The sequence below is a fragment of the Bacillota bacterium genome, from assembly GCA_013178415.1.
GTDB lineage: Bacteria > Bacillota > SHA-98 > Ch115 > Ch115 > Ch115.
The window spans coordinates 1-19,036 of record JABLXA010000011.1; the positions used below are offsets into that span (position 1 = coordinate 1).

Genomic DNA, 19,036 nt, shown 5'->3' on the forward strand with positions numbered 1-19,036 from the left:
TATGAGGCGCTAGGCATATCGCCCCGGATGATCAAGCCGGTGAAGACATGGTCGTAAGATAGTGACGTAATTTGACAAAGAACATAGGTACCGTAAGGGTTCCAGTGCTCTGAGTGCGGAAGTTGGGGTAGTGCTTGGGTGCATAAAGATCTCCTCCGGGACACGCCAGAAATTGCAAGAATAGACCATATGGCTTAGCAAAGGAGAACTTTACGGCGAAATCATTCACCTTTTCGACCTTAACAGGTTTGCCATCGATCGTAAGCCATTTGGGGAAAGTTGGGGTGAGTTCCTTGTTTAAGGCCACATCCTCATACCAGAACATAATATCGTCAGCAGTAAAGGGGGTGCCATCCGACCACTTCATCCCCTTACGCAGGTGGAAGGTAAAGACCCGTCCCCCATCGGTGATCTCCCAGCTTTCGACTACGTTAGGGACAACCTTTTTCCAATCCGGGGACCACCGGACCAGGTTCTCATAGCCGACCGTTCTGAGGAGGATGGCCGTATCCGCCCTTCCCAGCATGGCCATTCGCCATGTGCCGCCATACTCCCCTACCCTCTCGACAGGCTTCACCACCAGAGGATTCGCAGGCAATCTCTCTCCAATGGGCGAAAGTTTGCCTTGTCTTACCTGTTGGGCCAGCTGCGGAGCCTCATTATACCCGGCAGCCGCTCCGAACGTAAACATGCCTAGCAGGGCTACTAATATAGCCAAGCAAACTATAATTAGCCGATACTTCCTATACTGCATTTTAATTTACGTGCCTCCTTTCTCTCACCCTTAGATTACCTTTCTTTCCCTACCATCCGTTTCTCTGTGGGCATTCCCGAATCAAGACCACCTCCTTCCGTCAATTCCAAATTCAGCTACAGTTTCTCATTCCCTCAATCTTTTTGGTTTATCCCGGCATACTCACCATGATGCTATACTATCCTATCATTTGATCGAGACGACATATACGTCTGCGCGGCCGGCTTCGGCGCGATTATAACTCAGCCACCGCCCATTGGGAGACATATGGCAATGGGGGTGGGAGTATTGGCTGCGTAACCCGCCCCAGACCGTACCATGTCTTGACAAAACCTCGATACGACTACATTACAGGCCTCTCTATAAGAGCGCTTAATGCGCGGCTCACCGCGAACTATATCGGGATGAGCGGGTACTTTTGTCACGATCACTTTTGCGCCATCGATACTGCCGAAAGGAACCAAGTCGATGCCAGGTTATACTTTAAAATGGTATGATCTAACCTCGAGGTTGGTTAGTTGGTTATCTATAGCGTCCAAATGGGGAAGTTATTTTTCGGGATTTTCTGGAATTCAATACAGCGGCGGGTAAAGAGTGAACAAGAATATCTCTTGCTTTGGTCGAACCATATTTACGATCCAGACTAATCCAGATAAGCCCAAATCTGAGGATTCTAGGCAGAATCCCGCATAACGAACTCATATCCACAGAAGACCACGCGGTTGCTATGAGTTTCTTTATCTCCGGCGATGGATTCTAGCAAAAGCTCCATTGCCTTATAGCCCATCTCGTACATAGGGAGCCTCACCGTAGTAAGAGATGGTGTTACCAGGCTCGCAAGCGGTATATCATCAAAACCTACTACTGCTATATCCTCAGGCACCCTTAACCCATACTCCCTGGCTGCGCCCATGACCCCTATCGCCATCTGGTCATTCCCAGCGAATACCGCCGTAGGACGCCTTTCCATCGGGAGCTCGAAGAATCTTCGGGCAGCCTCCATACCACCTTGAACCTTGAAATCTGCCTCGCTCACCAGGGATTCATCATATGGCACCCCATGAAAAGCTAGCGCTTGTTTGTATCCCTCAAGCCTGTCTTGGCTTGTGGTCGACAGAAGAGAACCTGAAATAAAGCCAATCCTTCTATGGCCTTTGCCCAAAAGATATTCTGTGACTTCCCTTGCTGCCATTACGTTATCTACAACCACTGCTCTAAAAGGAAGACTATGTCTCCCGATTACAACCACTGCTATATTGTCATCCTCTAGTCTCAAAAGATGACGGTCATTATTCATGGCTCCACCAGTGAGAATGATGCCATCTGCCCTCTTTTCCTTGAGAATGTTGAAATATTGATTCTCCTTTTCGAGTTTTCTATCCGTATTGCAGAGGATCACGGAATACCCATTGGAATTTGCGCATTCCTCCACACCCTTGACTATCTCAGTGAAGTAAGGGTCGGAGATGTCGGGTATAAGAAGGCCTATTGTTTTGGAACTTCCGGTGACTAGACTTCGAGCAATAGCATTGGGTTTATAGTTCAGCTTTCGCGCTGCCAGGAGCACCTTATCCCTGGTTTTCTCACTGACAGCACCTTTGTTGTTTAATACATAAGATGCAGTTGAAAGACTTACCCCTGCAAGCTTTGCAACATCCTTGATAGTAACAGAAGACATCCTAATCCCCCAAATTCACCATGCATATCGGGCATCATGGCTGAAGCGTTTCTATGAGATAAACCCTCCAAATCTCTTGGATAAAATCACTTTCTATAGAAATGTTTATTCTACAAGAATAGTGTTATTCCTTCCTGGGAGGCGAAAATTATTTACGATAGGGAAAGATATAACTTATAAACAGATCAGCGGATTATCGGCATTAAAAACATAGCATTTCTTCAAAACCCGGCGGAGAGCCGCACCTCGCGAACAGCCGCACCTCAAAAATAAGGAAAGCGCCAGGAGCAGCCACAGCGGTGGTGGGTTCCCGGCGCAAGAGCGGGCAAACAGGCTTGTAAATCTAGAGCGAGGTAGCGAGAGAGATGAGATCTACCGCCCCTCTCGGACATATTTCCTTGCACAGTCCGCAACCATCGCATCTGTCGTTGATTTCATGGGTCTCAATTCCTTCTTCAATGGCGGAATAGGTGCATACAGATTTGCAGCGTCCGCAGTTGTTACACCTAGACTTATTAATTCTGGCCCTATACAAATGGCGACGATCTACTTCCTCCGTAGACAAAATCCTGGCATTTATCTTCCCGCGGAACTCGTCAATTGTTCTGTACCCCTTGCCTTCCATGAACTTCAGTAATCCTTCGTTGAATTCTCGGACCACCTCATAGCCATTCATGATAACCGAGGTGCATGTCTGAACTGTGTTTGCGCCTACGAGCAGATACTTGATCACATCCTCTGGTGAATCTACGCCTCCACTGGCGCTGATATCTAAAGCTACATGGGGACGGATAGCGCTTATCCACCTCAGGCCGAGATGAATGGCCCAGGGTCCTCCATGACCAGCATAGCTCCCATGCATTATGGGAATTTCCCGCTCGATATCGATTTCAAGTCCGGTGAAACGATTAAATAGAGTGACCCCATTGCACCCAAGCTGTTCCAGCTCATGCACCACGTTCAGCGGAGCGGTGAGCTGCGCGCTGAGTTTCACCACGATCGGGATTTTGACCTCGCTACGCACGATCCGCGCAACATCGAAAATAGTCTCTTCTACCTTGACACCGGAGAACGTCACAGACCCATGAGGACATGAGACATTAAGCTCCAGGACGCTGGCACCTGCGGCCTCCATCCTTTTGGCATAAGAGGCCCATCCTTCCGGAGTATAGCAATTTATTGACGCAATCACTGGTATTGATAATTCATTCCTACATCGCTCAACTTCTCGCGCATAGCGGTCCGGACCCCAGACGCTCGCCTGCTCATACGAATAGAGAATGAAAGACCTCTTCTCGCCTGACCCTCTTCGTATGATGGCAAATCTTGGCGTCGGCGCTTCACGGCAGACCTCTTTTTCAAAAAGAGATTTCATGACAATAGCCCCTGCGCCATTATCCTGGCATCGCTTGATATTTTCGAAATTCCCTGTAATATTGGCCGAACCTACAACTACGGGACTTGTGAGTTTGACACCGCAAAAAGTTGTATCGAGCGTAGCCAATTGCTCTTCCTCCCCATTCTCATGATTCATCTGCCGCTATAGATGACCAAGGTGAAATTCAGAGAGAAACTCAGAAACTCAAATTATGCACACACCATATATAAACCATCCTGGAGCCAGGGTTCGGCGGGTCCTTTAGCTTTGGGCTTGATTATCTCTGAATAAACGGAGTATCAGTTACAGGATATACAAGGCACTCGCCTTCCCCCATGAGACTGGCTCCTCCACGCGCAGGATCATAGAGCTTCCCGCTTCCTCTGCATGCGAAGCCGTTGAGCGTTCCTCAGAGTCTCTGCGCTCATCAAAGTAGCCGTGACCGATTATGATATACTTCTCCCACGAAGGATCAGGAGGCATGGGTTCAATATCATTTGGATCCGAAAAAAACAAGTGAGGCCCCCTGCTCTCTTTTCGCAATAAACACGCTCGTACAATCATCTCAGCCACATCAAGAATATTGCGGGTTTCAAGAGCATGAATCAGTTCCTCTGGCGACTTAGTTTCTGGGAAGTTAATCCCAGCCGATCTTATTCTCAGGATCTCTTCCAGACCCCTTTCCAACTCTGCTTCAGTTCGGACCACGCCAGCCACAGAGTAGAGGATTTCCTGAATTCTAGCCCTTGCCTCCTTGTGTTCCATCTGGCCCTTTCTAAACGCCCTTAGGGTAACCCCAAGCCTTTCCTTTGTCCGATCCGCTGACTCTCTATCAGGGATCGACGGCCTAGTTATCTTAGCATTCATGGCGAACCTGGCAGCTTCCTCGCCCGCGATCCTACCGAATACCTGGCAGTCAAGAAGAGAATTCCCCCCAGGTCTATTAGCGCCATGCTGGCCCCCTGCCACTTCTCCGCAAGCGAATAGCCCATCGATGTTTGTTTCGGCACGATCCCCTATTTTAACCCCACCCTGGAAATGCTGGATTGCAGGGGCAATCTCAAGAGTTTCCCCTGCCGCCAAGTCCACCCCGCGCTCCATGAGCCACTTTATCGCTTCTGGGTTTAGTTCAGAAAGACGTGCAAAAGGTGAATGGCCCCTGTCCAGCGACCCTGTCATTCCCCCGGATACGGCTTCTTTTTTAGCCTCCCTGAAATAGAAATTGCGGACGGAATCCGGCAGTGCATCAAATAAAAAGCCTTGGGGGTTCCGAGAGAAATCCAGAAAGACCCTATGGCCTGCCCTCATTTCTTTCCAGACCGCTATATCTATCCTGTGGGACGGCTTATCATAGGATACAGGCCAGCTTGCTCCCTTATTGAAAACAGTGGAGTAGATCTCGGAATAACTAGCACCTGGAGGAAAGTATCTGATCAAAAATTCCTCGCCATCATCATTTATGAACCTCGGGATGGCTCGCATCATGCTTCCAGAACAGGCCAGGTTTGTCTTTATAGAGGAAAGCCCTATCTGTATGAACTCCATATTCACAAGGTGGGCTCCGGCGCGATATGCCATGGCATAACCATCTCCGGTCTGTCCAGGGGGAAATACACTTACTGCAAAAGCCCCACCTCCCCCTCCAGTGGCAAGGACCACGGCCCCGGCATGAAAGCAAATCCACCTTCCGTCAAACCTGATACCATACGCCCCTGCCGCATGGCCATTCGAATCGATGGCGAGCTCCCATACCATGCAATTCTCATAGGTCTCAATTCCAAGCTGCCTGACCTTATCAACAAGAGCATATTCAATATGATTTGCGGTGTGGGGGCCGGTATAGCACGCCCTGGGATAGCCAGATCCATCCGTAACGAATTGATCGAATCTCCCATCTTCACGTTTTGCAAAAGGGATCCCCAAATCAATCAGATAGGAGAAAGCCTCATATGACCTTTTCGCCAAGATCATGGCGAGGTGGGCATCGGATACTCTGCCGCCAAGCTCATATATATCCCTGGCATGGTAGATCCAATTGTCGCTACCCTCGGGTTCAGTGTATGGAAGCGTAACATGAAAAGCCATCCGGTCAGAACAAGCAAGTGCCGTAACCCCACATTTCCCGAGTTCCCCCTTTATGGCCATGGCGACTCGTCCATCCGGGCCGAGGCTCTCTTTCGCGGCTATGGCGGCTCGTAGGGCAGCCCCACCCCCTCCGATTACAAGAACGTCGATATGCACATGATCAATATTGCAGGGCAAATTCATGGATGCGTCTTGCCTCCGAAACTTCGATTTTCATATTTTCTCAAGGGATCAATACAGCCTTTATTACCTCTCTATGTTCCATGGCGGCAAGGGCGGCATTCGCCTCGGAAAGAGGGAACCTGTGAGTGACAAGCTTGATGAAGAACTCGGGCATTTTCTTCACCAGTGAGACCGCATCGAAGACATGCCTGGTGTCGCTGACCCATACGCCCTGATATCTAATATTCCTCCGGGTTATGTCGCCGAACGGATCAATTTCCACCAGCCCTCCTGGCGCCCCGAACCCTGCTGAAAGGTATGCGCCTCCCTGGCGGACCAAACTTAGCCCCTCCCTAACCGCAGCAGCAGTTCCAACTGTCTCAACTACCATATCTGCACCACGCCCATCAGTAAAGCGCCTGATGAAGTCCCTCCGCTCCCCTTCAGTCGTTTTATTTCGATTTAATGTGATGGCGCCAACATGCCTGCATAACTCAAGCCTTGAATCAGTCCCGCCAATCACTATTACATTCTCGGCACCGTAAGCCCTGGCAAAAGCACAAGCGAAAATTCCAAGCGGCCCTGGCCCCTGAACCACTACGGTGTCGCCCATATCAGGCCTTACAAGCTCAAAAGCATGGGCAACCGTGGCCCCTGAACAGGCCGCCGCCACCATTATTGCCGGGTCATTGACCACTGCCTGATCAAGCTTAATGAAATCAGTACCCGGAGCAATAACTATATGCCTGGCATAGCAACCAGATAGATGCGGATAATCTTTACAAGACATGTTTATCCCGTAGGCTTTCCGGTTAGGGCAGAGAGATGGGATTTTTTTGACCGCACAGAAATAACAATGGCCGCAGCTCAGACCGCGATTCCAGATCACAAGGTCGCCGGAAGAGAGAGGTTTGCCAGTGATATCTACCAGGCCATCTGGCAAGTATTCCAGGATGCCGACCCCTTCGTGGCCAAGAATGATAGGGAACGGAACACGATCATCTTTTCCATGAAACATGTGGACATCTGAACCACACACCCCAGCAGCTGCTATTCTTACGACTATATAGTGAGGGTCGACATCGACCTCGAAATGCCGTTCCTCAAGTGGCCTGCCAGGAGCCTGCAGGACCATCGCTGTGGTTTCAATCTTCATGTGGAACCATCACCTTTGCTAAAGCACTTCTATTGCTTATTTGGGTGTCGGACATCCTGAGCGAAACGTTTCTATATGATAGACATACCAAAAATCAGGAACAAAAACACCGTCCATAAAAATGTTTATTCTACGGATGTGCGACTATTCCTTCCCGGCTCAGCTCCCGGAAAGCTAATTAAGACTGACAAGATCGATATAGATACCCGACTCCGAAGTTGCCGCGAAATCCGGGCGCACCGCACGCAAGGCCATTGTGATGCCCTGCGCATCGGGTGCAACTCTTGAGTTCGAGCTTGTATATTTCTTGTATATTTATAAAATGGTAGTTTCTCTGATGGCAACGTAAAAGGATCCAGCTGGTGAAACTCTGAAAGACCGTATTGAGAGCATGATCTGAGACAGGTTTCTCATTGCAGGTCAAGAAGGTTCGCGGCGCTCTTTACCCCGACCGACGTTCCCCTTCTTTACAAATAACAGACTCCGGAAAGAGTCCGCGAATGGAGGATTTCATTTCGGTAGGCAAAGATTAGCCCACAGACTGAAATGGAATGACTCCGAATCACAGATCTGGGGTGAGAGCATAACGCCATCTTCAAGTTCGATCTCAGCCACCTTTTCGATAATTGCTAAGCGAATTGGCCTTGTCCTTTTCGGTACCACGACAAGGACATCTATATCCGATTCAGGACCTGCATCTCCCCTTGCCTGTGAGCCGTATAAGATTACTCGCTCATATTGAATACCGTACTTCCTTAATCGCTCAACGAACTTCCTGACAATTCGGATTGCTTCCGGATTAGTCAATGGCCCGGCTGCAGCTCTTCTTGTAGCAGACTTCTTTTCGCTCATGCGATATCGCCTCTGCCCCTCAAGATAGACCCTTTATATTGATTATATCCTGTGCTCTCAGTTAAACTCAACGAAAACCATGAATTATCGGCAGGGTTCTTGTTGGAGTCATTCGGGCTTCTACTGGTGCCCAGATTCTTTGCCTGGATCTGTGGACTCATAAGCGGAGGTTCGCTGCCTAAGGGAGCCAAGCTCTGATTCATAGGAAAGAAGAATTTAACATAAATTCTGTGCCACTCCGTGTAATGGTCCGATAATATAACAAGCCTGGAGTTTCAATCTAGCCAAACTCGGGAAAGCTGCAAGATAGGACCTCGCCCCCGGGATAAGGAGCAGGGGCGAGGTCACTGGGGACAAACTAGTGATTTGAAATGTAACCCTGAGATGGAGCAGATCCCTCAATCCACTATTTAAAGAACCATTGCTCTGGACGGAAGGTCATCCAGAACCAGTTATCAGCGCCGAACCATATCTTCTTTTCATTACCCTTAACGACATTAGCGAGGTTGTTCTTTATTACCAGTGGCCATCCTGCCATTCCAACGGTTCCGATCATATAGAGGTTCTTCGCGTGCATGTCATATATCTTCTTCGCCCAACTCATATACTCGGGGCTTCCAGGTGGGTACTTCCTCCACTCCCAGAACGCATTGTAGAGCGCCTTAAACTCCTCTGGGGGTTCTTCCCCATCTTTGCCGCCGCGGTTCAACCATAACCCCCATCGGTGAGCGTAAACCATGACCGAACCACCTGGCGGAAGCCACTTGTCGGTTTGGGCATAATTGCAGAGCTCCATGCTCCGGTCTATGTGCCAGGCCGTTATCTCATGCTGGTCCGATCCAATGCGGGTGAGCAAGAACGAACGCTCTCTCGGCATCACATCTACCTTAATGCCCAGATCCTCCCAATAGCGTTCCACTAGTTCGCACACATCACCCTTAGGTCCCTCATGAGGTAGATATTCAAGGTTGACAGCAAGTGTCTTGCCATCTGGTCTCAGACGGAATCCTTCTTTATCCCGCTTATTGAGCCCCATTTCATCAAGGAGTCTATTTGCTCTCGCAGGATCATATTCCGCAAAAGCTTTGCCCCATTCTTCCTTATAGAAACTGCAGCTTGGCAGCACCGTAGCCTGACATGGGACCCCTAACCCGAGGAACACTAGTTCATTAATCTCGTCACGGTTAATTCCCAGGGAGAGCGCCTGTCTAAATCTTACATCCTGGAAGATCTTTCGTAATACCGGATCTGGGTGATTGAGATTCACGGTAAACGACACATCAGCAGGTTTGGTGCTGGTGGCAAGTATTACCCTATAATTTCCCTTCTTTTCGCCATCTTTCAGCAGGGGATAGTTCTTTAGTAGCAAATCCATGCCAGCAACGGTCAATTCCCCTGAAAGTGCCTTAAGATTCATGACTTCGAGATTGGACACGAATTCCACCGTAATACTGTCAATATAAGGGAGTTGGTTTCCGGCTGTATCTACCGCCCAGTAGTAGGGATTACGCTCAAAAACCCTGCGATGGCTATCATGGCTCTTCAAAACCCATGGCTGTAGTGAAGGGCATTTGGGATCGCGCGCACCCCAACCTGTGGCAGCATGAGCCCCGAAGCACCGGTACCAGTGATCATAGCCTTCCTGTTTGGCTAGTTCATCCGCTTTGGGATTATATTTTATATGGAACTTCTTGAGATAGTGTTTAGGCTGATATGCTATATAAGGTGCCGCGGAGTAGTTGATGAATGGAGCAGCCGGATAGGGAACAGAGAAATTGAATTCCACCGTATAATCATCAATCTTCTTGACAGTCATGAGCTTCCCGCCCGGAGATAGATCCCTGGGTTTTACGGGCGTAAGCTCATCATTCAGAATGATGTCTTCCCACCAGAAGAGTATGTCATCCGCAGTAAATGGTTGTCCGTCAGACCATTTGACTCCTTTTCTAAGATACAATGTAAGGGTCTTGTATCCATTTGAGAACTTATAGCCCTTAGCTAGAGCGGGCAGTATCTTGGTATCATCGTTGGAAAACTGAACGAAGCCTGTAACCATTCCGGTCTCAAGGTCATTCCATGTATCAGGGGCTAACGCTGCTCCCTTCAAGGTTCCTCCATACTTTCCTATCTCTTGCGTCGGTGTTAGCACTAGAGGTTCTTCTGGAAGTCTCTCCTCCACAGGAGGAAGCTTACCAGCCTTTACTAGCTCGGTGAGCATCGGCGCCTCATGATATTTCTTTTGCCCGAAAGCGAAACTAGAAAACATCAGGAAGAGACTGAGTATCAGACTGAAGATGAAAAGGATAGTTACGGCCCTTTTCATGAGCTAATCGCCCTCCCATTTTGAAGGATCACTCTAGCATTTAGGTTCAGGATAGGATAAAATCCAGGGTACAGAGCATAAGATTTGATCTTATCAACCCTTGGTAACACCTCCTTACAGCGTATCCGGCGCTATATTGGGGTATGGGGCAGACGGAGCCCATTCCAACCAGCTACTCCGCATGCCCCTTTAGGAGACGAATTCCCCGACTCGACATAGCCTATGGCCCATCCCTAATCTGCGCATCCTGCACATACCCCAGGGGATGGGTCTGGCAGTCGAGCCATTACCTCAATGTTGGAGCATATCTGTTTCACCCATCCGTGATTCCGCACTCTATGTGAACCACAAAGATCTGTGTCATTAGATCTCCAGTGAGGCAATCTGTCGCTTCAAAGACTCGATATTCGCCTTCACAGCCTCCAGTAACCCCCTGGCGGTCTCGTCAATGGAAATATTGGAAACCGTGCGCTGAGATTGCTTCGTGACTTCATCAACTCTGTCTATCCATTCTTGAGGTATATTTCCCCGACCGGTGAACGCGCCGGAGAGTCCCGCTGCCATGGCCGCCACGCAATCTGTATCCCGTCCGAAATTGACCCCGGCTATTATCGAGGCCCTTGGATCCGCATTTGTCATCTTAAATATCACCAGGGCTTTCGATACATTCTCCTCTCCAGACATGGAGCTGCGGCGATAATGATCATTTAGCGGCTTGCGAAGTTCAAATACGTCACGATAGTCTTCAGCGAATCTCAGCATCCAGGTAATGGCATTGGCCATTGATTCTCCCCCGTGTTCGACGGCTGCATTGATAACTGAATCGATGCTGCTATCCTTTTTCATCGCCTCAGCTATAGCTGCAGCATAGGAGGCTGCGCTCCATATCCCTGTGCCATATCTAGGATACATGAGCATTCCAACATCGAGAGCATCCCTAGCTGCCTGCCATGGATTACCCGCGTTTACAATGCCGATAGGATGACAAGCCCTCGTGAACCCATGCACGCCAGGCCAGGGGAAGAATATGCCCGCGTAGCACGGAGGGACTCCGCCTTGAACCATGGGGTAGAGGTATTCATCTCCGATCCACATCAGGTAACCAAAATGCTTTTCTGGAATGACATCACGATTGATTATCTCTGCCCAGTCTTCCACAGTGATACGACGTTTCTTCTCGATTATTGCTGTGCATAGGAGCTTCTGCCGCTCTATGCCATCTTCCGTTTCTCCAGGCTGGTAATCAAACTCATGCCTTGTAAGCTTCTTGAGAGAAGGCCAGGCAATATGTTCCCCTGCCTTCACGTGTCTGGGAACCGTGAGGAAGCCCTCAAGCCTACCAAACTTCGCTTCGATTTGGTCTTCATCCATTCCCTCTGTAGGAACAGCCATTGCAGATGCTATTCGTGAGGCCGCGATGCATCCAAATATCTTCTCATACAGACTCGCCACTTATAATCCCCCTCTCAATCTCCTCGGCCCATTCCCTGGCCTTCTTCATTTCGGCTTTCACGGCCTCGTAGATCCCTTGAGCAGTCTCCCGGAGCGTCCGCCTAGATACCGTATAGTCATTGACCAGAGTCGCCTCATCTACAGTTCTGATCCATTCCTCAGGGATCCCGGAAACTCCGTTTAGAGCACCGGCAAGACCACTCGCTACGGCAGCGGTACAATCCGTATCACGACCAAAATTAACGGCACCTACTATCGCATCCTTTGGCATTCCCTTAGTTATGTAGAAAATAGCTAACCCCTTGGTTACCACCTCATGTGCCATACTCATAGCATAGGTTGTCCCGCGCCCTGAATAACGCTTATTGAATGGCTCGCGCATCGCAAATACATCCTTTGACCTTGCGGCCATATCTAGCCCTTCCTCGATCTCTCTCCTGACCGGGGCTGGCGCAAACTCAAGCGCTTTGGAAATAACAGAATCCACAGTGGCATCCTGTTTCAATGCTTCAGCAATGGCGGCAACATACACAGCAGACCAGTCCAACCCATATCCATGCAGCGGCTGATAGAGGCGACCTACATCCCAGGCATCCCTTACTGCCTGTTCAGGATTGCATGCATTTATCAATCCTATGGGATGGCACGACCTCGCGAACGATACTATTCCAAGAAAGTTCGAGTATCGACCTGCGTCTGCAGGAGGAATTCCGGCCTTCACCAGGTTGTAGAGAATCTCATCGCAAGGTTCCATCTGAACCCCGAAATAATCTGGATTTATGTCACGCAGCCACACCTTGGCAAGGTCATCGGCTGTTATCCTGCCCCTCTTTTCGATAATCGCTGTGCACATGAGCCTTTGACGCTCTATGCCATCTTCCGTGGTTCCCGCCGGGCGTAGTCTTCCGCTCCCTGGCCTTCCGAAATTCTTATAATGCGAATATGGAAGCAGCTGCTGAAACACCCCATATTTCTGGACGATCTGATCAGTCTCCCAACCTTCTACCACCGCTCCCATTGCCGAGGCAATATTTGAAGCGGCCAGGCATCCATAGATTTTCTCGAATAGACTTGGCAAGTTTACCCCTCCTTTATTGGGTTCTGCGACCTCAGAATCGTAATGGCATTTCGCGTTTCTGATAGACCTATAGCTCAGTTAACCAAAAGCGTGTTATGACTCCAGCAGGCAACATCTTCAAACCTTCACCGGTTTCAGCTGCTTGATCCCATTTGACGGGTTCACCTCGCGCTTAAGTCCCATGCCATCAGTCTTGGCAATCACGATCTCCGCAAGGTACAGCACCTCGCATCCATCCTCGAGGTGACCAGCATAGGCACAATTCTCATCCGAGATGGTCATATGCAAGTGAGGTTCCCCGTCCGCTATGATTCCTTGAATATGGACAAGCTCAAGAGCGCCCTCTCTTTCGAGGAACTTGTCAATCGGGGGAAAGCCTGCGTAAGTGGTAACATGCATTCTACATTTCTTGAGCGTCCCGATGGCTGAAACAACAACCCCATTTGTGAGGCCTAGATCCGCTATGGTCTTCCGTATATTCTCTAATAAGAGTTCCCCCGGGTCGAGGCGTATGATTACGAATCTTGTTGTTTGAAGAGAGTCGATAACCTCCATTCCACTTCTGCTCCTCCCTGTTTCGTTCTGATCTCCGTCCCACAAAACATGCCAGACCGCCCCAGACCTTTCACACTTCGTTCATAACGCAATTGAGATGCCAAAGGTCCGGATATGTCACAGAGCCTGATATGTTCTTCTGATTAAGATCGTCTTCCGATAAAATGGCAAAATAAGCATTTCATGATGAAATGCTACTAATTCATTTTAAAAATTAAATCATCCAAAATGAAACCATGATGGCAAGATCTATTCATACTCATGAACAACTAACCGATTATCCTATGAGGATGTAAAACGATGTTCATGCCGCAAAAACCGGACTTATAAAGATGGCCAGGTATGTTTCAGAATATGCGGGGCCACCATTTCCGGCGTCCCCACATATTGACAGTCTGGCAAAAGGCTGCGGTAATTGCCTTGGATGTCGCTTGCTTCGCGTCATATCACAGTGTCATCAAACTGCAACCCTGCCTCTTCATAAAGCGCCCGCCTTGATTTCCTATCATTTTGCTCTTCTCTTCTCGCCCATTTCGCGACTTCCAGGGCTTTTTCTCGAGGAACCACTACAACACCATCTCCGTCAGCCACGATGACGTCCCCAGGATTTACAAGCACTCCGCCGATGTTGACGGGGTTCATCATATCAGAAAACTCTAACCGCCCTTGCACCATGGTGCGAGAGATATGCCGCGTCCAGACAGGGACTCTCTCTATGATCACTTCATCAGTATCACGGCACCCGCCATCTATTATGAGTCCCCTTGCTCCCATGTTCTTGTAAGCCAGTGAATTGTTAGAACCCAAGAGTCCGCAGTCAATACCGCCTGCGTCTATAACCACTATATCACCTGGCTCGATTACAGCGCCAAAAGGATATGAACATACTTCCTTATACCACCAGCCGACATACTTGTCGTACTCGTCGGGACTCATTGTGGGTATCCGCTTCTGGGTCGGCACGTACCTCACAGTCTTGGCAATTCCACAGACCTTGACTGGGCGCCAGAGGGGCCGTATGGCTGGAGATACAAGGCCTTTATCATGGAGCATAGCCCAATCCATGCCGTCACTTACATCTGTGGTGCGAAGGCCCTCGAAAGCAGTCAGCAGGGCTTCTCGTTCATCCTTTGACATACTGAAATCTCTCATAGCCACCATGCTTCCCTTCCTTCAGATGAAATGAACATCGAACATCGCGGGACATCATGCCCGCATCTCCTTCAACCACCTCCACAGCGTGGTAGTGCTGACGCCGAGCCTTTTCGCGGTTCTTGAGCGATTGAAGTTTTCCTGGCGAAGGATTTCTAACACCAGTTCGCGTTCCATTTTGCGAAGGATGCCATGTTGTGATTCTTCTTCCTTGTAAAGTATTCCATATTGTGATTCTCCCGCAGCTCCTGCGCCTGAGTTGAGCCGCCCAGGAATATCCGCATTACCTCCTGCCGCACTTACGCTAACTGCATTACCAGCTGTAATTTCGGAAACTGGCCTGCGCCTTTGCTGGCGCTCCGAAAGGATTCTCTGCACAAGGTCCTCCGAGATTGCAGGGTTGTCAGAAAGCACAACGAGCCTTTCAAGGATATTCATGAGTTCCCTAACATTTCCGGGGTAATCATACTCGGAAAGGATCCGGAGCGCTCCTTTACTTAGACTCATTGACGGACGTCTGTGTTTGTCGCTAAACAGCCTTAGAAAATAATCTGCAAGGAGCGGTATGTCTCCCGGCCTCTCTCGCAAAGCAGGCATCCTCAGAGTCAGGACATTTATCCTATAATAGAGATCTTCTCTAAAACGCCCATCCTCCACCAGAGTCCACAGATCCTTGTTGGTAGCCGCAATTACCCTGATATCCACGGGTATGACTTTATCATCGCCTATCCTCATGACTTCCTTTTCTTGAAGCACCCGGAGCAGGCGGGCCTGGATTTTGAGCGAGATTTCGCCTATCTCGTCGAGAAAGAGCGTGCCTCCATGGGCGAGTTCAATAAGCCCGGCTTTGCCACCTCTACGCGCATCCGTGAAAGCTCCCTCAACATATCCGAAAAGTTCGCTCTCTAGAAGGGTTTCGGGAAGTGCAGCACAATTCACAGCAACAAAGGGGCCATCTTTTCGCTTACTTTCCATATGGATGCCATGCGCGACGAGCTCCTTGCCGGTTCCAGTCTCGCCGGTTATCAGGACAGTGGAATCCACAGCGCTATATCTCCTGGCAATGCTAATGGCATCCTTGATCTCCTGACTTTCTCCGATGATATTCGCAAAAGAGTACTTCGCCACAAGCCCACGTGCGGCAAGCTCTTTTCTGATCTTCTTCTCCAATTGCTGAATCTTCACAACATCTTGGAATGTCACCAAGACCCCCGCAATCTCATCGCCAACGGTTTTGATGGGTACCTTATTGCATGCGATATGGAGATTCTTGATATGATAGATGGAATCCGTCTGCGGGGTGGCGTTTCTTAAAACCTCGTCCACCCCAATGCCCGGAAAGACATCCTCTGCACGCCGTCCAATCGCCCTGTCGGGCTGAATATTCATGAGCTTTGCAGCAGATGAATTGAGGGTGGTGATCCGCCCCTTTGCATCAGTTGCCAGAATCCCCTCATAGGCAAAATCCAAGATGGCTTTCAATTGGTTTGACTTCTCGCGCTCGATCTTCCTCGCTTCCAGGACCGCGATGGCGTTTGTCATTGCATGCCGAATGGACTCCAGGTCGGATTCTATGAGCACATTACGAATGCCTAGCGCTTCACAAGTCTTCGTCACCTGGCCACCGCCCACTATGACCTGAACGCCGAAATTCGTAAGTTTTGATATTGTTTCTTCGATTTCTGCATGATGGCGGATGATGGACCGCTGGATTTTGACCTTGAGTAGATTCTCGATAAGAGCAGAATTGGAGAGAGACACAATATTTTCATAATCAATGAGGCCAATATTGTCGCTGATTTGACGCGCTTTGTATAGTGCGCGTAATACATCATAGCCTGTAACCTCGATCTCGACAATGGGGATCTTTACGCCGGATTTCAGGGATTCGATGATCGTGCCTCCTCGCGTGATCAGAACCTCGACTCCCCTGGACTCCATATCCTGGGCGATCTTGACGCCGATGCGCAATACCCCCTCCATCACCTCTATGTCAACGCCCAGTTCGCCAGAGATTTTGCGGGCCATTGCACCAAGCTCCGGATAGGGCGCAATAAGGACGATCTTTGGTGATGCTGCCTGAGATCGCATTGTTCAAACCACCTTCCCGCTCGCCGCTTCGGCTCTATGCTTCCCTAATACCCGCAAAAATCTTATGCTCTCACGATGCCCCCAAAAGGCTCTGTGGTTCCAACGGTACCTCGCGGGCGATTACGGCGCGCTTTCCCTACTGTTGCTCACATGTCGCTGTCCATATAGAGAATTCGGTACCCATGGCAGATCTCCTTCCATTTCATGGTGACCGCTTACCCCGATGCCAAACTGTCACGGCCCGTCTGTCTTTAGTGCTAATCTGTCATGGTATGACCATCTCTAGACTGTCACCGCATGACCATATACCTCCGACGTAAAACTGTCATCCCGCGATTGCTTATCTCCGTCACCCCGTGATGATTTATCTCCGGTCCAAATTGTCATCCCGCGCTCATCTGTCCCAGGCACCAGGCTGTCATCCCGTGACCAATCGTCTCGGCGCGAAATTGTCATCCCGTATATACCGCATGTGCGCTTCAGAAAAAGCAGTAAACAACGAGCACCCAGGAAGGATTTCCTGCTTAGAAAGACGAATAGCCAGCTAGATGGATATGCGATATTATAGATAGCCAAGCTCGAATTCAAAAAGAGGTTTTGCGGCACAAATTGAATAAATTGGAAGGCTTTCTGTGCCCGGTCCCTATGAAAAAGATCTTGTCTTTGGATCTTGGATCTTCAAGTGTAAAAGCTCTGGTGATGCAGGAGAATCTGGAGGTGGTTGGCGTAGGATCAGCCCCCTACCCTACTCACTCTCCTGCCCCCGGCTGGGTAGAGCAAGACCCAGACTCCTGGTGGCCTGCAGCAAAGGCGGCTGCCCGCCAGGCGCTTGATAAAGCTAGTTCTCCACCTGGAGAAATAGTTGGGATAGGGTTGTCGGGCCATATGAGTGGCCTTGTGCTGATAGACAAAAACGGGCGCCCGCTGCTCCCATGCATTACCGTTTTTGATACTCGAACTTCCCGGCAATCTAAAATTCTCCAGGAACAGGCTGGCGATAGAATCCGTGTGCTCACCGGTAACCCCTGTGTTGACGCATTTATGGCCCCAAAGCTTCTATGGGCGAAGATGGAGGCCCCCCAGGCATATAATTCTGCCCATAAGTTCATATTCCCCAAGGACTACCTCAGAATGCTGCTTACCGGGGAAATATTGACAGAGCCTACCGATGCGGGAAACAGTCTCTTTCTGAATCCCACCACTCGCTCCTGGGATACGGAACTTTTCAGCGAAATGGGGTTCAATTTGAGATTGCTCCCGGAGATCAAGGAGAGCTGTGAAGTATCTGGTTATCTCGGCCGCGATGCAGCATTTGAGCTAGGACTTACCCCGGGCATTCCTGTTGTCTGCGGCGCTGCCGACATGGCATGTAGCGCCATAGGCACCGGAATAGTCACTCCAGGGGTCGTAGCCATAACCCTGGGTACTTCCGCTCAGGTAGTCGCTCTCGCTGACGCGCCGGCGCCCGCCGGATATGGAAAAATAACTTTCCATCCCCATGCAATACCTGGTTTCCTTTATGCGATGGGCTCTCCTTTCACAGGTGGGCTTGGGCTTGAATGGATCTCGAAAATACTGGCGGGCGAAGGACATGCCTCGGGCGATGCGATTGCATCTGCTTTGAGTGAAGCTGAATCCGCGCCGCCAGGCTGCCGGGGCGTGATATTCCTGCCATTCTTAGTAGGCGCGGGCACGCCATACTTTGACCCGAGGGCAAGAGCTGGATTCTTGGGGCTCGCCACAAGTCATACAAGGGGCGACATAATTCGTTCAGTGCTCGAGGGGATCGCATTCAATATCTATGATTCTCTGAAGGTATTTCAGGAGATGGGAATTTCCATAGAAACTTTGAATGTCGGGGCAGGTGGCATGAGAAGCCCGCTATGGAGGCAGATAATAGCAGATGTATGCAATATCCCGCTGAGGCTGATAAAGACACGAGATGCTTCGGCGGCGGGAGCTGCCGCTATTGCAATGGTCGGGCTCGGGCTCCAAAGCGATTTGGCAACCTTGAGCCTCAAAATCTCCGATCCAACCGATTCAGAAATACCAGATCCAGAAAAGGTGCGTCTCTATGCCAGGTTATACGGCCTCTATGAGAGGTTCTACATTTCGACCAAGGACGTTACAAAGGAGTTGACTGAATTATCATTAGAGTAGAGTATCCAGGCGGCTCAAACCAACCTTCCCTTGACGGATAAATCGGCTATATTGTCATGTTTATGTTACCCCAGAGAATGCATGATGGTATTAAAGCCTCCTCTGAAAATAGCGGCACCCACTTTGGGGGATTTTCATCCCTATCTCTTTGCTTTTGCCC

Annotated in this window: 13 protein-coding genes; 1 reads left to right on the forward strand and 12 read right to left on the reverse strand. The window is 49.7% G+C overall.

The genetic code is table 11. The annotated features are described in order from the left end of the window. Positions 1–31 precede the first annotated feature (31 nt). The 12 genes from HPY52_09950 to HPY52_10005 all read right to left on the reverse strand — a co-directional run bounded on the left by HPY52_09950 (position 32) and on the right by HPY52_10005 (position 16,716). Positions 32–718, reverse strand: a complete 687-nt coding sequence (locus HPY52_09950) for a hypothetical protein (GenBank protein ID NPV80579.1) — start codon at positions 716–718, stop codon at positions 32–34. Between the two features lie 709 nt (positions 719–1,427). Continuing rightward, complete coding sequence (locus tag HPY52_09955; GenBank protein ID NPV80580.1) at positions 1,428–2,432, reverse strand: LacI family DNA-binding transcriptional regulator; 1,005 nt, start codon at positions 2,430–2,432, stop codon at positions 1,428–1,430. 343 nt (positions 2,433–2,775) lie between these two features. After that, a complete protein-coding gene (locus tag HPY52_09960) occupies positions 2,776–3,966 on the reverse strand; it encodes a 4Fe-4S binding protein (protein NPV80581.1) in 1,191 nt (396 codons plus the stop codon). A 147-nt stretch (positions 3,967–4,113) separates the two neighbouring features. After that, complete coding sequence (locus tag HPY52_09965; protein NPV80582.1) at positions 4,114–6,078, reverse strand: FAD-binding protein; 1,965 nt, start codon at positions 6,076–6,078, stop codon at positions 4,114–4,116. Between the two features lie 40 nt (positions 6,079–6,118). Then, positions 6,119–7,207, reverse strand: coding sequence for an alcohol dehydrogenase catalytic domain-containing protein (locus HPY52_09970; protein ID NPV80583.1), 1,089 nt, complete (start codon positions 7,205–7,207; stop codon positions 6,119–6,121). A 516-nt stretch (positions 7,208–7,723) separates the two neighbouring features. Next, positions 7,724–8,065 (reverse strand): nucleotidyltransferase domain-containing protein, encoded by a 342-nt coding sequence (locus HPY52_09975; GenBank protein ID NPV80584.1) that lies wholly within the window; start codon positions 8,063–8,065, stop codon positions 7,724–7,726. A gap of 406 nt (positions 8,066–8,471) precedes the next feature. Beyond that, positions 8,472–10,388: an ABC transporter substrate-binding protein gene (locus HPY52_09980; protein ID NPV80585.1), complete on the reverse strand. Its 1,917-nt coding sequence runs from the start codon at positions 10,386–10,388 to the stop codon at positions 8,472–8,474. Positions 10,389–10,751: 363 nt separating this feature from the next. Next, positions 10,752–11,840 carry an ADP-ribosylglycohydrolase family protein gene (locus HPY52_09985; GenBank protein ID NPV80586.1) on the reverse strand — a complete coding sequence of 363 codons (1,089 nt, stop codon included), beginning with the start codon at positions 11,838–11,840 and terminating at the stop codon, positions 10,752–10,754. Then, positions 11,824–12,918, reverse strand: coding sequence for an ADP-ribosylglycohydrolase family protein (locus tag HPY52_09990; protein NPV80587.1), 1,095 nt, complete (start codon positions 12,916–12,918; stop codon positions 11,824–11,826). The genes HPY52_09985 and HPY52_09990 overlap by 17 nt, the downstream gene beginning before the upstream one ends. Positions 12,919–13,035: 117 nt before the next feature. Next, positions 13,036–13,473, reverse strand: a complete 438-nt coding sequence (locus tag HPY52_09995; GenBank protein ID NPV80588.1) for a DNA-binding protein — start codon at positions 13,471–13,473, stop codon at positions 13,036–13,038. A 441-nt stretch (positions 13,474–13,914) separates the two neighbouring features. Further along, a complete protein-coding gene (locus tag HPY52_10000) occupies positions 13,915–14,610 on the reverse strand; it encodes an RraA family protein (protein NPV80589.1) in 696 nt (231 codons plus the stop codon). Positions 14,611–14,679: 69 nt separating this feature from the next. After that, positions 14,680–16,716 carry a sigma 54-interacting transcriptional regulator gene (locus tag HPY52_10005; GenBank protein ID NPV80590.1) on the reverse strand — a complete coding sequence of 679 codons (2,037 nt, stop codon included), beginning with the start codon at positions 16,714–16,716 and terminating at the stop codon, positions 14,680–14,682. A 645-nt stretch (positions 16,717–17,361) separates the two neighbouring features. Here HPY52_10005 and xylB point away from each other — a divergent pair. Next, positions 17,362–18,876 carry a xylulokinase gene (xylB, locus tag HPY52_10010; protein ID NPV80591.1) on the forward strand — a complete coding sequence of 505 codons (1,515 nt, stop codon included), beginning with the start codon at positions 17,362–17,364 and terminating at the stop codon, positions 18,874–18,876. Positions 18,877–19,036: the final 160 nt, after the last annotated feature.

Coding starts and splice junctions, on each gene's coding strand:
- HPY52_09955 (NPV80580.1), bottom strand. CDS start 2,432: ATGTCTTCTGTTACTATCAAGGATGTTGCAAAGCTTGCAGGGGTAAGT.
- HPY52_09960 (NPV80581.1), bottom strand. CDS start 3,966: ATGAATCATGAGAATGGGGAGGAAGAGCAATTGGCTACGCTCGATACA.
- HPY52_09965 (NPV80582.1), bottom strand. CDS start 6,078: ATGAATTTGCCCTGCAATATTGATCATGTGCATATCGACGTTCTTGTA.
- HPY52_09975 (NPV80584.1), bottom strand. CDS start 8,065: ATGAGCGAAAAGAAGTCTGCTACAAGAAGAGCTGCAGCCGGGCCATTG.
- HPY52_09980 (NPV80585.1), bottom strand. CDS start 10,388: ATGAAAAGGGCCGTAACTATCCTTTTCATCTTCAGTCTGATACTCAGT.
- HPY52_09995 (NPV80588.1), bottom strand. CDS start 13,473: ATGGAGGTTATCGACTCTCTTCAAACAACAAGATTCGTAATCATACGC.
- HPY52_10000 (NPV80589.1), bottom strand. CDS start 14,610: ATGTCAAAGGATGAACGAGAAGCCCTGCTGACTGCTTTCGAGGGCCTT.
- HPY52_10005 (NPV80590.1), bottom strand. CDS start 16,716: ATGCGATCTCAGGCAGCATCACCAAAGATCGTCCTTATTGCGCCCTAT.
- xylB (NPV80591.1), top strand. CDS start 17,362: ATGAAAAAGATCTTGTCTTTGGATCTTGGATCTTCAAGTGTAAAAGCT.